This window comes from Nonomuraea sp. NPDC050540 (genome assembly GCF_044457485.1).
Classification (GTDB): domain Bacteria; phylum Actinomycetota; class Actinomycetes; order Streptosporangiales; family Streptosporangiaceae; genus Nonomuraea.
This window is the reverse complement of record NZ_JBITHA010000006.1, coordinates 276,347-289,923: the sequence shown is the minus strand read 5'-3', so window position 1 is coordinate 289,923 and position 13,577 is coordinate 276,347. Positions and strand designations below refer to the sequence as shown.

General features: G+C 69.8%; 15 protein-coding genes. 4 read left to right on the top strand and 11 right to left on the bottom strand.

The features are described from left to right. Entirely contained in the window at positions 1 to 462 is a 462-nt protein-coding gene (locus tag ACIBI5_RS22475; RefSeq protein ID WP_397249667.1) for a tripartite tricarboxylate transporter TctB family protein, read from the bottom strand. A gap of 1 nt (position 463) precedes the next feature. Continuing rightward, on the bottom strand, positions 464 to 1,459 hold the full coding sequence (locus tag ACIBI5_RS22470) for a tripartite tricarboxylate transporter substrate-binding protein (protein WP_397249665.1): 996 nt from the start codon (positions 1,457 to 1,459) through the stop codon (positions 464 to 466). 144 nt (positions 1,460 to 1,603) lie between these two features. Here ACIBI5_RS22470 and ACIBI5_RS22465 point away from each other — a divergent pair, with 144 nt between their 5' ends. Together ACIBI5_RS22465 and ACIBI5_RS22460 are read left to right on the top strand one after the other, a co-directional pair. Beyond that, positions 1,604 to 2,266: a response regulator transcription factor gene (locus ACIBI5_RS22465; RefSeq protein WP_397249663.1), complete on the top strand. Its 663-nt coding sequence runs from the start codon at positions 1,604 to 1,606 to the stop codon at positions 2,264 to 2,266. A 6-nt stretch (positions 2,267 to 2,272) separates the two neighbouring features. Then, on the top strand, positions 2,273 to 3,688 hold the full coding sequence (locus ACIBI5_RS22460; RefSeq protein ID WP_397249661.1) for an ATP-binding protein: 1,416 nt from the start codon (positions 2,273 to 2,275) through the stop codon (positions 3,686 to 3,688). Positions 3,689 to 3,699: 11 nt separating this feature from the next. Here ACIBI5_RS22460 and ACIBI5_RS22455 read toward each other — a convergent pair whose 3' ends face one another. Continuing rightward, the gene (locus ACIBI5_RS22455) at positions 3,700 to 4,659 is read right to left on the bottom strand and encodes a TAXI family TRAP transporter solute-binding subunit (RefSeq protein WP_397249659.1); all 960 of its coding nucleotides are present in this window, start codon (positions 4,657 to 4,659) and stop codon (positions 3,700 to 3,702) included. 426 nt (positions 4,660 to 5,085) lie between these two features. Here ACIBI5_RS22455 and ACIBI5_RS22450 point away from each other — a divergent pair, with 426 nt between their 5' ends. Further along, entirely contained in the window at positions 5,086 to 5,505 is a 420-nt protein-coding gene (locus ACIBI5_RS22450) for a tautomerase family protein (RefSeq protein ID WP_397249657.1), read from the top strand. 192 nt (positions 5,506 to 5,697) lie between these two features. Here the strand turns inward: ACIBI5_RS22450 and ACIBI5_RS22445 are convergent, their stop codons facing one another. The 5 genes from ACIBI5_RS22445 to ACIBI5_RS22425 form a co-directional block, all read right to left on the bottom strand. Continuing rightward, positions 5,698 to 6,480 carry a 2-keto-4-pentenoate hydratase gene (locus tag ACIBI5_RS22445; protein ID WP_397249655.1) on the bottom strand — a complete coding sequence of 261 codons (783 nt, stop codon included), beginning with the start codon at positions 6,478 to 6,480 and terminating at the stop codon, positions 5,698 to 5,700. 3 nt (positions 6,481 to 6,483) lie between these two features. Continuing rightward, on the bottom strand, positions 6,484 to 7,488 hold the full coding sequence (dmpG, locus tag ACIBI5_RS22440; protein WP_397249653.1) for a 4-hydroxy-2-oxovalerate aldolase: 1,005 nt from the start codon (positions 7,486 to 7,488) through the stop codon (positions 6,484 to 6,486). Continuing rightward, complete coding sequence (locus ACIBI5_RS22435; protein ID WP_397249651.1) at positions 7,485 to 8,360, bottom strand: acetaldehyde dehydrogenase (acetylating); 876 nt, start codon at positions 8,358 to 8,360, stop codon at positions 7,485 to 7,487. Before ACIBI5_RS22435 ends, dmpG begins: the two co-directional genes overlap by 4 nt. Before the next feature lie 76 nt (positions 8,361 to 8,436). Then, positions 8,437 to 8,937: a RidA family protein gene (locus tag ACIBI5_RS22430; RefSeq protein WP_397249649.1), complete on the bottom strand. Its 501-nt coding sequence runs from the start codon at positions 8,935 to 8,937 to the stop codon at positions 8,437 to 8,439. Beyond that, positions 8,934 to 9,656 (bottom strand): aspartate/glutamate racemase family protein, encoded by a 723-nt coding sequence (locus ACIBI5_RS22425; RefSeq protein WP_397249647.1) that lies wholly within the window; start codon positions 9,654 to 9,656, stop codon positions 8,934 to 8,936. The genes ACIBI5_RS22430 and ACIBI5_RS22425 overlap by 4 nt, the downstream gene beginning before the upstream one ends. A gap of 99 nt (positions 9,657 to 9,755) precedes the next feature. On the opposite strand from ACIBI5_RS22425, the gene ACIBI5_RS22420 reads away from it, so the two are divergent. Continuing rightward, complete coding sequence (locus tag ACIBI5_RS22420) at positions 9,756 to 10,658, top strand: LysR family transcriptional regulator (protein ID WP_397249645.1); 903 nt, start codon at positions 9,756 to 9,758, stop codon at positions 10,656 to 10,658. Positions 10,659 to 11,124: 466 nt separating this feature from the next. Here the strand turns inward: ACIBI5_RS22420 and ACIBI5_RS22415 are convergent, their stop codons facing one another. From ACIBI5_RS22415 to ACIBI5_RS22405, 3 genes are all read right to left on the bottom strand, one after another. Beyond that, a complete protein-coding gene (locus tag ACIBI5_RS22415; RefSeq protein WP_397249643.1) occupies positions 11,125 to 11,475 on the bottom strand; it encodes a VOC family protein in 351 nt (116 codons plus the stop codon). Positions 11,476 to 11,736: 261 nt separating this feature from the next. Continuing rightward, a complete protein-coding gene (locus ACIBI5_RS22410) occupies positions 11,737 to 12,330 on the bottom strand; it encodes a TetR/AcrR family transcriptional regulator (RefSeq protein WP_397249641.1) in 594 nt (197 codons plus the stop codon). 245 nt (positions 12,331 to 12,575) lie between these two features. After that, positions 12,576 to 12,998, bottom strand: coding sequence for a hypothetical protein (locus ACIBI5_RS22405; protein ID WP_397249639.1), 423 nt, complete (start codon positions 12,996 to 12,998; stop codon positions 12,576 to 12,578). Between the last annotated feature and the right edge of the window lie 579 nt (positions 12,999 to 13,577).

The following is a 13,577-nucleotide window of genomic DNA, read 5'->3' as shown; positions in this document are numbered from 1 at the left end:
TCACATTCCCAGCCACGGGCCGATCAACGGGATCCGCAGCCGCAGTCCGACGACGAAGATGACGGTGGCCGCCGCGGTCAGCCCGGCCGTCACGGCCACGGCCGTGAGCGGGCGTACGCGGGTGCTGGCCAGCGCCGTCAGCAGGACGGTCACGGCCGAGGCCGGGACGAAGCCGAGGCCGCGGACCGTGAGCCCGAAGAAGACGAGCGCGGCGGTGATCGCGGCGACGGCCCGCCACGGGATCGGCCCGAACGCGATCAGCTCGCCCGCCACCAGGCCCTTGACGACGATCGCCAGGCCCAGGGCGGCGACGATCAACCCCGCCAGCAGCGGGAAGGCGCCGGGGCCCATCCGCAGCGGGGTGCCCAGCTCGTAGCCGAGCGACCCCGCCGCGAACGCGCCGCCGAGCAGGACGAAGATTCCCCCGGCGAGAACGTCGGGGAGGGATCGGCTGCGCTTCACCTCAGGAGGCCTTGACCCCTGCGTCGGCGATGACCTTGGCCCAGATGCCGAGCTGCTCCTCCAGCTTGGCGCGGTGCGCCTGCGGGGTGGCGTCCTCGGCCTTGACCGGCTCTGTGCCGAGCTTGGCCATCTGGTCGATGACCTTCTGGTCGGCCAGCGCGGTCTTCAACGCCTCCGTCAGCTTCTGCACGACGTTCTGTGGCGTGCCCTTGGGCGCGTACAGTCCGTGCCACACGCTCACCTTGAGGTCGGGCAGGCCCGCCTCGGCGGTGGTGGGCAGGTTGGGCAGGCTCTTGACCCGCTCGGGCGTGGTGACGGCGTAGGCCTTGACCTCGCCGGCGTTGATCTGGCCGCTGGTGTTGGTCGTCTGGTCGCACATGAAGTCGACCTGGCCGCCGACCAGGTCGGTCAGCGCGGGCCCCGTGCCCTTGTACGGGACCTCCTGCAGCTTGACCCCGGTGGCCGTCTGGAACAGCAGGCCGCACAGGTGGGAGGCGGCGCCGACGCCGGCGTTGGCCAGGGTGACCTTGGCGGCGTTCGCCTTCACGTAGGTGACCAGCTCCTGGAGCGTCTTGGGCTCGAAGTTCTTGCTCGCGACGATGGTCATGGGCACCTCGGTGACCAGGCCGATCATCTCGAAGCTCTCCAGCGGCTTGAAGCCGAGGTTGGCGTAGAGGGCGGGGGCCGTGGACATGCCGATGTGGTGCATCAGCACGGTGTAGCCGTCGGGGTCGGCGTTGGCGACCTCGTCCGCGCCGACGGTGCCGCCCGCGCCCTCGACGTTCTGGACGACGATCTTGGCGCCGAGCTTGGCGGCCATCGGCTCGGCGATCATGCGGGTGACGGTGTCGGTAGGCCCGCCCGCGCTGAACGGGACCACGATGGTGATGTTCTGCTCCGGGTAGCCGCCGCCCGCGCTCCCGCCTGCGCCACAGGCGGCGGTGAGGGACAGGACGCAGATCGTGGCGATCATCCGTAATGTGCTGGTCGTAGGCATATCGCGGCCTCCTCGGCAGGGCAGGCGCAGATGTCGTAGTGCGCGGCCTAAGTCTGGGATGGCGGGAGCGCGGATGGTGTCAAAAGAATCCCAAGAAATCTGGGGGTCACACAAACATCGGGCATACCCCTACAATCCGCCTTCATGCGGATCACCATCATCGAGGATGACGACCGCGTGGCCCGGGCGCTGGTGACCGTGCTAACTCAGTCGGGGTTCGACGTCAGCCGCATCGCCACCGCGGCGGAAGCCGTACAGGCTGATCCGGCCGATGTGGTCCTCGTCGACCTGGGCCTGCCCGACGGCGACGGGCTCGACGTGATCCGCAAGCTGCGCGACCGTCCGGAGACCGCGGTGATCGCGGTGACGGCCCGCTCCGAGGAGCATGAGCGGGTACGCGGGCTGCGCGCCGGCGCGGACGACTACATCGTCAAGCCGTTCGGGGTCCCTGAGCTGCTGGCCAGGATCGACGCCGTCCTGCGGCGCACCAGGGTCGCCCGGTCGCTGAGCCACCCGGACGAGCCGCTGGTACTGGGCCCGCTGCGGATCGTCCTGGGCACCAGGGAGGTGAGCGTCGACGGCGTGCCCATGGCGCTGACCCGTAAGGAGTTCGAGTTGCTCCTGCTGCTGGCCCGCCGGGCGCCGAACGTGGTCAGCCGCGAGACCATCCTCGACCAGGTCTGGGGCGCGGCCTGGGAGGCCTCCAGCCGTACCCTGGACACCCACATCGCCGCGGTCCGCCACAAACTCGGTCCGGCGGTGCCCATCCGGACGGTCCACGGGGTCGGCTACCGGATCCAGGCCTGACCGGCCGTGCACCGCCGCCTGCTGGTCGTCCTGGTACCTCTCGCGGTCCTGCTCGTCGTGGCGCTCGGGGCGCCGCTCGGCGTCACGGTGGCCGAGCGGGAGATGCAGGAGACCTACGTCGACCGGCTCAACGACGCGGGCCGCTTCGCCTCGCTGGCCGACGCCGCGCTGTCGACGGGCCGGACGCAGGCGCTGCAGCAGGAGCTCGCCACCTACCACGAGCTCTACGGCATCCGGGCCGCCGTCATCGACACCTCCGGCGCGGTGCTGCTGGGGCCGTCGGGCGCCTACCTGGAGGCGGCGCGGGTCCAGCCGTCCCTGCCCGGGATCGTGACGGCGGCGCTGGCGGGCACACGCTCGGAGCCGTCGGGCGAGTGGGCGCCGTGGGACGACGCCGCCCTGGTCGTCGCCGAGCCGGTGGGCCGTGACAGCGAGGTCGTCGGCGCGGTCGTCACCATCTCGGACCTGTCGAAAACCAGGCACCGCATCCTCGTCCGCTGGGCCCAGCTGGCCGGACTCGGACTGCTCCCGCTCATCGGCCTGGTGGCCGTCGCCTGGCCGGTGTCGGCGTGGGTGCTCCGGCCCGTGCGCGAGCTGGACGCGGCCAGCTCGCGCATCTCCCAGGGCGATCTCACGATCCGGGCGGACGCCGAGGCGGGCCCGATGGAGCTGCGGCGCCTCGCCGGCTCGTTCAACACGATGATGGACGCGGTCGAGAACGCGGTCAGGCGGCAGCGGGCGTTCGTCTCCGACGCCTCCCACCAGCTGCGCAACCCCCTGACCAGCCTGCGCCTGGCGGTGGAGAGCGTCGAGCCGTATCTCCGGGCGGAGGGCCGGCCGGTGTACGACATGGCCGTCGACGAGGCCAAGGCGATGCAGGACCTGCTCAACTCACTGCAGGCCAGCGCCCGCATGGAGAGCATCCGTACGTCTTCGCCCGTCGACCTCGACGAGGTCCTGGCCACCCGGGTGGAGCGCTGGCGGGCACTGACGGGTATGGCGGGGCAACGGCTGTCGGTCGACGTGCCGCCGGGCCTGCGGGTCCTGGAGCCCTCCGGCGGGTTGGGCAGCATCCTGGACGAGCTGGTCAGCAACGCGCTGCGGTTGTCGGACGCGGGCCACGTGGAGGTCTCCGCCCGCGCCCGCGACGAGGTGATCACGATCGCCGTCCGCGACGACGGCCAGGGCATGGACGAGCCCGAACGATCCCAGGCGTTGCAGCGCTTCTGGCGCTCACCCCGGCACCAGAACCTCCCGGGAACCGGGCTGGGCCTGGCGATCTGCGCCGACCTGGTCGGCGCGGCCGGGGGCGGGCTGCGCGTCGAGGACGGGCTGCCGCGCCCCGACGACTCCACCCACGGCCGGGGATACGGCTTCGCGACGGTGATCACACTGCCGGCCGTACCGGACGAGACCGGATAGACGGCAACCGGTCAGTGCTTGCGGTCGCGGAACCACGCGGCCGCGCCCGGGTGCAGGGGCACCGGGCCGGTGGAGATGCCGGTACGCACATTGATGTGCCACGCCTCCGGCACCGCCTCGGGACCGGAGTCCCCGCCCCCGGTGATCGCCCGGGTGTGCGTGAAGATCGTGTCGGCGATGGCGTACACCAGATCGGCGGCCACGTCGTCGCGCACGAGCAACACGTTCGGCACGGCCACGGCGGGCGTCGCCGGAACCCCCGCGTAGGCGGTCGCCGGGATCGTCCCCGGGCTGTAGGGGCCGGGATAGGCGGTGAAGAGCGCGTCCACCTGCGAGTCGAGCGGGATCAGCCGCACCCGGTGCCGCAGCGCCAGCTCCGTGATCGCCGGAGTCGGGACCCCGGTCAGCGAGAACATCGCGTCGATCGCCCCGTCCCGCAGGGCCGCGGCCGACTCCGCCTGGCTCAGGAGCCGCGCCTGCGCCGCGACCCGGCTCAGCTCCAGCACCCGCCGCGAGGTGAACTCCGTGCCCGAGTCACGCGCGCCCAGGGAGACCCGCCTGCCCACGAGGTCGCGCAGCGCCCCGATCGGCGATCCGGCCATGACCACGAGATGCAGATGGCTGTCATAGAGCCGGCAGAGCGCGGACAGCCCCGAGGGCGCGCCGCCGTCGGCGGTGATGAGCGCGTCGAGGCTGGACAACCCGAGGTGGACCTCCCCGGCGCGCAACATCCGGATGTTGTCGGTGGACGCGCCGCTCGGCACCGTGCTCATCGTCACGCCCGGCACCTGCCGCGAGACGTGCTCGGCCAGCGCGCCGCCGATCCGCCGGTACACCGCCCCCGCCGGGCCCGTCGCCAGGCGCAGCCGTACCTCGTCGCTCTCCGGGCCCGCGGCGCACCCGGCCAGCAGCCCGCCGGCGGCCACCAGCACCGCCCGCCGGCTGAGCCGCGGCAGCGCATTCGACACCATGACGAGATGATAGGGACGGCCATGACGACAGGTGTAGCGGCCGTGGAAAGCGGTCACCCCGTGGGTGCGGTGACAGCGGCATCGGACGGCCGATCGACAGCGTCGAGGCATACGTGCCGCTTGTCCGGCCGGACTCCTCGACGGTCTGGGAGATCCTCAAGGAGAAGGGTTTGAACCGGCGCCCGAGCGGGCGTCCATCGCACGTGCGCCGCGAAGTGACCGTGACGGTGACGGGCTGTCCGGGATTCGGGCCTGTCAGCGGTCGTCTCCCCGCCGGGCGGGTCGGTGTCCAGGCGCAGGGGGCGGTCGTTGGCGTGGCCGAGGCGGGGTTCTTCATCCACGGGTCTTGATTAACGCTCCGCCGGATCGCTACCTGACACTGAAGACGTCACGACAATCGGCGATGTTGCCACCGAAGGGGTCCCCATGCCGTTCGTCCGGATCACGTTGAGTACGGACCGTCCCGAACCGATGCGCGCAGCCGTCGCCGAAGGGGTGCGCAGCGCGCTGGTCAGCGCCCTCGGTGTTCCCCCGGACGATCGGTTCCAGATCGTCGACGCGCAACCGGCCACCGCCTTCCACGTAGACCGCCACTTCCTCGACGGTGATCGGCGTGATCCGGTGATGGTGGAGATCACGCTCACCCGCGGGCGGACACGCGACATGAAACTCGCGCTCTACCAGACGATCGTGGCCAACCTGTCCGAAGCCGGCGTGCGACCGGAGGATGTGCTGATCCTGCTGCAGGAGACCGGGCGGGAGGACTGGTCCTTGGGCGGCGGGAAGATGCAGCTGCTCGACGAGGACCTGATCCGCAAGTACGGCTGGTCACCACCGCAGGCGTGATCCCGACTCGCCCTGCGGCCATGCATGGGCCGTCGGTTGAGGACGCCGGAGTTCGTTCGCGCGCTGGTTGGACTGGCCATCGAGGCCTCCCCGCTGATGATCAGGGGTGGCCTCACATCATGTGTCCGGAGAACGGCGGGAAGCTCACCCCGCCGGTTCCTGGGTGGACAATCCCACGACCTGCGTCGTAGGTCAGGACAGGGTCGCCGTGACCCGGCCGATCCCGGGGAAGTCCGCGGTGACGCTGTCGCCCGGCGCGATCGTGATGGCCCTGGTCATGGAGCCGGACAGCACCACCTGGCCCGGCTCCAGCGACACCCCCAGCGCACCGATGGCGTTCGCCAGCCAGGCCAGTGCGTTGAACGGAGAACCGAGGACCGCCGTCCCCCTGCCGGTTTCGGTGATCATGCCGTTCCTGATCAGCGCGCAGGTCGCGGATCGCAGGTCGACGTCCGCGGGATCGATCGGCCTGCTCCCGAGGATCGCCGCCCCGGACGATGCGTTGTCGGCGATCGTGTCGACGATCGAGATCTTCCAGTCCTGGATCCGGGAGTCGACGATTTCCAGCGCCGGCAGCAGGTATCGCACCGACCTGATGGCGTCGTCGGCGGTCACGCCGGGTCCCCGGAGAGGAGCGCCCAGGACGAAGGCGATCTCCGGCTCGATCCGAGGCTGGGTGAACCCGCGGTAGGGGATCGGCCGGTGCTCGGCGTGGAACATGCTCGCGGTCAGATGGCCGTAGTCAGGCTCGTGGACGCCCATCTGCCGCTGGATGGCGGCCGAGACGAGGCCGATCTTGTGGCCGCGGACCTGGTCTCCGGCCTCGGTCCAGGACCGCACCTGCTCCTGCTGGATCCGGTAGGCGTCGGAGACGGTCGCGCCGGGATAGGTGGTGCTCAGGGGAGGAATCGGTATGCCCGACCGGTAGGCGTGAAGCAGCGCGGCCGCCGCCTCCCGGACCTCAGAAGGCTTCATCGTTCACGCGCCTCGCGCTCGGCCCGACAGTTCCGCCGCCACGTCGATGATCATGTCCTCCTGGCCTCCGATGACCTCGCGTCGCCCCAGTTCCAGGAGAAGCGTGCGCACTGGTACGCCGTACTTGTCCGCGGCGCGCTTCGCCGGGTGGAAAAAGGTGGAGTAGAGACCGGTGTAGCCGAGCAGGAGCGCGGTCTCGTCGATGATCTGCGGTTCGGTCATCAACGGCGCGAGGACGTGTTCGGCGACCTCGATCAGGGCGAGGACGTCGACTCCTGGGTGGTGACCGGAACGTTCCAGCGCCGCCGCGAGAGCCTCCGTCTGGGCGTTGCCGGCGCTGGCTCCCAGACCTCGGAGCGAACCGTCGACGTAGGTCGCGCCGTTCTCGACCGCGGCGAGCGCGTTGCCGATGCCCACGCCCAGGTTGTTGTGGGCGTGGAAGCCGATGTCCGCGTGGACCGCGTCGCGCAGCGCGGCGACGCGGGCTCCGGCGGAACCGGGCACGAGCGCCCCGGCGGAGTCGACCACGTAGATCACCTGCGCGCCGTAGGAGTCCAGCTTGGCAGCCTGCTCGGCGAGTGCCGCCGGTTCGAGCTTGTGGCTCATCATCAGGAAGCTCATGACGCGCATGCCGCGCTCGCGGGCGTGGCGGATCGGCTGCTCGGCGCAGTCGGCCTCGGTGCAGTGCGTGGCGACCCGTACGGTGGTCGCCCCGGCGTCGCGGACGGCGTCCAAGGCCGCGAGCGTCGAGATCCCCGGGACGTACAACACGGCGATGTCCGCCCTGTCCACCGCGGCGACGGCGGCCTGTACGTACTCGACGTCCGTCGCGGCGGCGAAGCCGTACTGGATGGAGGAGGCGCCGATGCCGATGCCGTGGGCGACCTCGATGACCCGGACACCGGCCCGGTCGAGGCCACCGGCCACCGCGCCGACCTGTTCCGGTGTGAACGTGTGCGAGACGCTGCTCATGCCGTCGCGCAGGCTCGTGTCCACGAGAGTGATCATCGCACGGCTCCCAGGGTCTTCTCCGCGATCCGTTCGGCGACGGCGGTCGCGGCGGCGGTGATGATGTCGAGATTGCCCGCGTAGGCGGGCAAGAAATCGCCGGCGCCCTCCACCTGCACCATGACGGTGACCAGGTTGCCGTCGACCTCCAAGAATCGCAGCCGGTAACCCGGCACGTACCGTCGGACTTCGGCGACGATGTCTCGTACGGCCTGCTCGATTCGCTCCGCGTCAGTCCGGCGAACCCTCGCGTACACGGTGTCGCGCATGACCATGGGCGGCTCGGCAGGATTGATCAGCGAGAACGCCTTGGCCTCGTCGACCCCGGCGACGGCGGTCAGGGCCTGTCCGGTCTTCTCGCTGAACTCGCTGAGATTCCGCCGAGTGCCCGGACCCGCGCCCGCGCTCGCGATGGTGGCGACGATCTCGCCGTACGAGACGTCGGCGACCTGGTCGATCGCGTACAGGAGGGGGATGGTGGCCTGCCCCGCGCAGCTGACCATGTTGAGGTTCGGCGCCCGCAGGTGCTCGTCGAGGTTGACGGCGGGGACGACCCAGGGGCCGACCGACGCGGGTGTCAGGTCGATCGCGGTGATCCCCGCGGCGGCGTAGCGTGGCGCGGCCGCGGCGTGTACCTTCGCCGAGGTCGCCTCGAAGACCAGCGGGGGCCGGTCCGATCGGCTGAGCAGCCAGTCGACGCCCTCCGCCGACACCTCGACACCGAGGTCCCTCGCCCGCCGCAGGCCCTCGCTGCCAGGGTCAATTCCGATCATGAAACGAGGATCGACGAGTTCGGATCGGCGCAACTTGTAGAGCAAGTCCGTTCCGATGTTGCCTGAACCGACGATCGCCGCCGGGACTTTCACGGGCATGCGTACGCGCTCCTTGTGACGAAAGGTGTTGCCGTCCCCACGGGCCGGCGGCCGGGGGTTCCAGGGATTCGCGGGCTCAGCCGCGTGCCGGTCGGCGAATCTCGATCAGAAGTTCCAGTTCGACGGGTGAGTTCAGCGGCAGCGACGACACCCCGACCGCTGAGCGGGCATGCCGTCCGGCGTCGCCGAAGAGTTCGCGGAGCAGGTCCGACGCCCCATCGCCGACCTGTGGGAGCCGGGTGAAATCGGGCGTCGACGCGACGAACACCAGGGCCTTGACCACGCGCGCCACCGCCGCCAGATCGCCGATCTCCGCCTTCAGCGCCGCCAGCGCGTTCAGCGCGCACTGACACGCGCACTCGTAGGCGACTTCCACGCTGACGGTGTCACCGAGCCGGCCGGTCGCGATCAGCCGCCCCTCCCGCAGCGGCACCTGGCCCGAGACGTGGACGTGGTCACCGCTGCGTACGGCGGGCACGTAGGCCGCGACCGGAGGGACGACCTCCGGCAACCTCAGCCCCAGCGCCTCGAGGCGCCGTTCGGGGTGTGAGAGGGTCGCGCGGCGTCCCGGGCTCATCGAGGGCCACCGCGCCAATCGGGCATCGCACGCTCCCCAACGGCGACGTCGTAGGCCGCACGGGCCAGCAGACGGGTCGAATCCAATGTCGGCAGGCAAGAAACATCGGGCGTGATCAGCAACGGGATCTCGGTGCAGACGAGCGCGACCGCGTCACAGCCCCGGCCGGCCAGCCGTTCGATGACGCGGAGGTACTGCTGGCGCGACGCGTCGCTGATCACACCGTTCACCAGCTCCTTGAAGATCACCTCGTTGACGAGGTCGCGGTCGTCGGCGTCCGGCAGCTCCGCGGCGATCCCACGGGAGGCGAGCGCCCGCGGGTACATCGGGCCGTCCATCGTGTACTTGGTGCCCAGCACGCCGACGCGGGTACGCCCTTCGGCCACGGCCTGGTCCGCGACGACCTCGGCGATGTGGAGACCCGGCAGCGGGAGGTCCGGTCCCGGCACCTCCAGAGCCATGTGGGCGGTGTTGTCCGGGCAGGCGAAGAAGTCGGCGTCGGCCCGGGCGAGCCGCCGCGCGCTGGTGGCCAGGGTGGCCCGGACGGTCGCGTGATCTCCGCTCTCCCAGGCGGGCATGCTGTACCCGAAGGCGACGTAGTCCAGGGTGACGTCGGGATGCTCGTTGCGACCGGTACGGCGAAATCCCTCCTCGCAGAAGGTGAGGAAGCAAAGGGCGGCTCCTCCCGTGCTGTGAGCGAGAACTCCAAGGTGTTTCACGACGACTCCGGCGTTTCAGAACAGCGGGACGGCTTCATTCTTCCCCTGAGGACCCCAACCCGCCTACTGCAAGGCATCGATCGATATACCATCCATGCTGTGGAGGCATGGATGGATGTGCGGGTGATGGGCTACCTGGTGGTGATCGCCGAAGAGGGATCCATCAGCGGAGCCGCTCGCCGCCTGCGGCTGACCCAGCCGACCCTGAGCCGGCAACTGCGTGACCTGGAACGACGCTTGGATACTGAGCTGTTCGTCCGCACCGGCCGAGGCCTCGCGCCCACCGCGGCCGGCGCGGCGCTGCTCCGGCGAGCCGTGCGCATGCTGGCCGAAGCAGAAGCCGCCCTGCACGACGTACGGCTGGCCGCCGAAGGCAAGACCGGCCGGGTGACGGTCGGGTTCGCCGGATCGGGCATCAACGGCGCGCTGGGAGGCGCCCTCGGCCGGCTGCGAGCGGAACTTCCCGACGTCGACCTGTCCCTGGTGGAGCTGTTCGACGACGCCGAGATGTCGGCCGGCATCCTGGACGGAAGCCTCGACGTGGCCGTGCAGCGGCTGCCGGTCCGCGACGCCCGTCTCGCCACACGAGTCTGGGCGCGAGAGCCGTTGACCCTCTTCCTGCCGGCCGGCCACGCCCTGGCCACGACCCGTGAACCGGCACCGGTGTCCGTACTCAGCGAGATCCCCCTGGTGCTGTGGCCACGCGAATCCGCGCCCCACGCGCACGACGAGATCACCTCGTTGTGCCACCACGCCGGGATCGTTCCGCGCGTCGGCGCACGGGGCCGGACCGTCCAGACGATCCTCGCGCTGGTCGCCGCCGGGTTCGGCGCGGCCGTGATGGCCGACTCCTATCGAGTGCTGCACCGGGACGGCGTGACGGCTCGACGACTCGCGGGTACCGCCACCACCTTGCACCTGGTCTGGCGAGCCGGGGACATGGGCCCGCTCCTCACGCGTTTCATGACCGCCCTGAACGCGGGAGGACCGCGGCGCGAGTGAGCTCGCAGGGCGACCGGGCAGGGGCGACGCCGCATGGCCGCGTCGCCCCTGCCCGGTCAGCTTCACCGCCGTCGCCACAGCTGCTGGGGTGAGCACGGACTCCCTCTGCCGTCACCCGGAACCACGTGCGCGGATCGAACGGCAACGATCGACGTCGCGCGGTATGGCGGACCCCGCGGTAAGGATGCCGAACCCGCTGCCCCGTCATCGGCGCTGAGGGCGCTGGCTCGCACGCTGGAGGAAGAACGAGCCGCTCGGCGCCACGAGACCGCAGAACTGCGCAAAGCGCTGGAAGTGACGCAGGGATCAGGCCTGCAGCATCGGCCAGGGCCTGCACCGCCGCGTCACCGTTGAGGCGGCCATGAGGTCTCCGATGTTCAGGTTCTCCTTCGTCGGCGAACCCTGTACCGGAGACCTCTTCGTCCATCCGGATGCGACACGCGTTGACCGGCTTTGAGACAAGGACCTAACTCAGCTCCTGGACCACGGTGACCAGGTTGCCGTCAGGGTCGTGCAGGTGGCAGAAGGCCACGAGGCCGGGGACGGATTCGATCGCACTGGGCGTGAAACCGTTCTCGACCAGGCTCGCGCGCTCGCGCTCCACGTCCTCGACCACGAGCCGGAGACCCCAGCCGAGCCCGGCCGGGACGACTTCGACGCGCTCGAGCTCGAACCCGTTGTCTCCGGAGACCTCGAAGACGACCATGTCGGGGGCCGACTCCGCGTCCCCCGTCAGGCCGGTGACCCGCTCGTACCACTGCTGTGAGACCGCCAGATCGACGGCCGGGAGACCTACGTAGACACCGTTCAGTTTCATGGTCGTGCTCCTTCGGTTTGATCGTTTCTCCTGCCTTGGTCCCCGAGAGACCGCAGGCCCGTCAGTGACGCCGAATCGGTCACGGTTGACCGTGCTGTTGGCGCTGCTCGGCTTCACAGTCGGACCAGGGTGCCCGCCGTTCAGCTGGGCGGCCAGGCCGCCCTCGACGACGGTGCGCGGGAAGACGAAGCGGCCCTCCCGAGCATCTTCACTCTTTGCTGAACTCTTGTTCAAAAACAAGTCATGAGGACATGCCGCGCCTCAGCTGAACAGCCGGTCCAGTTGCCGGTCGACCAGACGCTCGGCCATGGCCGGCGGCATTCCGGCTGGATCGGCACAACCGTGCGCCGCGAGTCCATCGACCAATGCCCACAACAACGCCGCCTCCTCGCCCGGATTCAGCTCGCCCGGGATCTCCCCCTCGTCCTGCGCCCGCGCGATGGCCGCCCCGAGGTCGGCCCGTGCGGTGGCGTGCAGCGTCACCTGCACTCGTCGCAGCGCGGGATTGCTCATCGCCCTGCCGCAGAACACCTGGTAAATCTTGATCTCCGCGATCCGCTCGTCGTCCAGCGGGAGCAACTCCAGCAGGCACCGGCGCAGGCGTTCCCTGACCGAGTGACCGGCCTGCCACGCCGTCTTGATCCGCACCATCAGCCGGGCGCCGAGGAACTCGAAGGTCAGCAGCAGCATCTCGTCCTTGGTCGGGAAGTAGCGCTGCACCAGCCCCACGGAGACCCCCGCCTCCGCGGCGACCTCGGCCATCGTGGGCCCTTCCACTCCCCGGGCCGCCATCACCCGGAGCGTGGCCTCCACCACCTGGCGGCGGCGCTCTGCGTGGTCGGCGACTCTCGGCATGCACGAAATCGTATCACTATATTTTTATTATTGTCGAACCCCGTTCTCGGAACATCGACGCCGCCTGCTCGATCCCCACAGGATCCCTCGCGCGCTGTGAAGGATCGCCCGGCGCCTTTTCGCCCAACCTGCACCGTCGGTGTAGCAGTCTGCGAACCCGCAAGTCGTGGGCTCGGCGGACGGCGCGATCGAGGATGCCGCCGGTTCGTCGGTGTCCTCGCTCTGGCTGTTCGAGCTCCGCGAGGTCATGCAGGTCCGGGCTCTTGGTCCTCACCACTGTTGCGAGGTGCTCGATCCCCGTCCAGGACGGCGGCCCGGCTGGCCGCCGCGAAGATCGCCGCGAAGGCGGACCAGGCCACGACATACGCCACGTCGTGGGCCCACGACGGCCCCACGACGACGGTGACCATCTCGCGCCCCTCGAAGTAGATCGCCAGTCCCGCCAACGCTCCGGGGACGGCGCCCCACCATCGCCTCCACCAGACGTCGTGGATCACCACCTCGTAGACCACGAGCGCCATCGGCCCCACGAGCAGCCATTTCATGCTCACGGGTGTCGCCAGCAGGCGCTCGATCGCCATCACGACGATGGCTGACAGCGTGGTCAGCACGACGATGGTGCCGAAAGGGGCCGGTTGATCACGTGGATCCGTCTCTTGGTGCGACATCCTCCCCATGGTCCCCGGCAAGTCGGGCGTGCGACACCGCCAAAGGTATACACGACGGGAGACGACTCCGTGCCCTGCGGCTGGCGCACGGATTGCCGCGATCCTCCTCCGGTTGCCCGGAAGATTATCAATTGATAACCTTCCGCTCGTGACGGTTATCGATCGATAGCCAGGGGGTCGGTGTGGCGAGCGAAGTTGCGGTCGTGGGGTCCGGCATCGCGGGACCCATGGCCACGTACGAGCTGAACAAGGGGTCGGCCGCGGCGCGAAGGTCCTCGATGGGGGCGCCTTCCTTCAGGGCGAAGGCGCTGGCCTCTTCGACCTGCCCCAGCAGAACGTCGCGCCGGTTCTTCGCGTCTTGTGGTGTCGTGACCGGCGGCTTGCCTCCCGGTTCTCGATGGTCGGGCCGACCGCGAACGGGAAGAGGTCGAAGACCGGCGTTCCAGCGAGGTCATCATGGCTGAAGCTGACCACGAAGTGGCCCTGGCCGGGAAAATAAAAGTGTGAACATACTCTTATCGTTGTAGCAAGAGTCGTAGATCGTGCATGGCCGCGTCGCCCGGGTGCTGACGCGGTGGT

What these genes read in the sequence shown, in the direction of transcription:
- ACIBI5_RS22430 (WP_397249649.1), bottom strand. Translation starts at nt 8,937, where the DNA reads ATGAGCCCGGGACGCCGCGCGACCCTCTCACACCCCGAACGGCGCCTC.
- ACIBI5_RS22465 (WP_397249663.1), top strand. Translation starts at nt 1,604, where the DNA reads ATGCGGATCACCATCATCGAGGATGACGACCGCGTGGCCCGGGCGCTG.
- dmpG (WP_397249653.1), bottom strand. Translation starts at nt 7,488, where the DNA reads ATGATCACTCTCGTGGACACGAGCCTGCGCGACGGCATGAGCAGCGTC.
- ACIBI5_RS22410 (WP_397249641.1), bottom strand. Translation starts at nt 12,330, where the DNA reads ATGCCGAGAGTCGCCGACCACGCAGAGCGCCGCCGCCAGGTGGTGGAG.
- ACIBI5_RS22450 (WP_397249657.1), top strand. Translation starts at nt 5,086, where the DNA reads ATGCCGTTCGTCCGGATCACGTTGAGTACGGACCGTCCCGAACCGATG.
- ACIBI5_RS22455 (WP_397249659.1), bottom strand. Translation starts at nt 4,659, where the DNA reads ATGGTGTCGAATGCGCTGCCGCGGCTCAGCCGGCGGGCGGTGCTGGTG.
- ACIBI5_RS22405 (WP_397249639.1), bottom strand. Translation starts at nt 12,998, where the DNA reads ATGTCGCACCAAGAGACGGATCCACGTGATCAACCGGCCCCTTTCGGC.
- ACIBI5_RS22415 (WP_397249643.1), bottom strand. Translation starts at nt 11,475, where the DNA reads ATGAAACTGAACGGTGTCTACGTAGGTCTCCCGGCCGTCGATCTGGCG.
- ACIBI5_RS22445 (WP_397249655.1), bottom strand. Translation starts at nt 6,480, where the DNA reads ATGAAGCCTTCTGAGGTCCGGGAGGCGGCGGCCGCGCTGCTTCACGCC.
- ACIBI5_RS22470 (WP_397249665.1), bottom strand. Translation starts at nt 1,459, where the DNA reads ATGCCTACGACCAGCACATTACGGATGATCGCCACGATCTGCGTCCTG.
- ACIBI5_RS22435 (WP_397249651.1), bottom strand. Translation starts at nt 8,360, where the DNA reads ATGCCCGTGAAAGTCCCGGCGGCGATCGTCGGTTCAGGCAACATCGGA.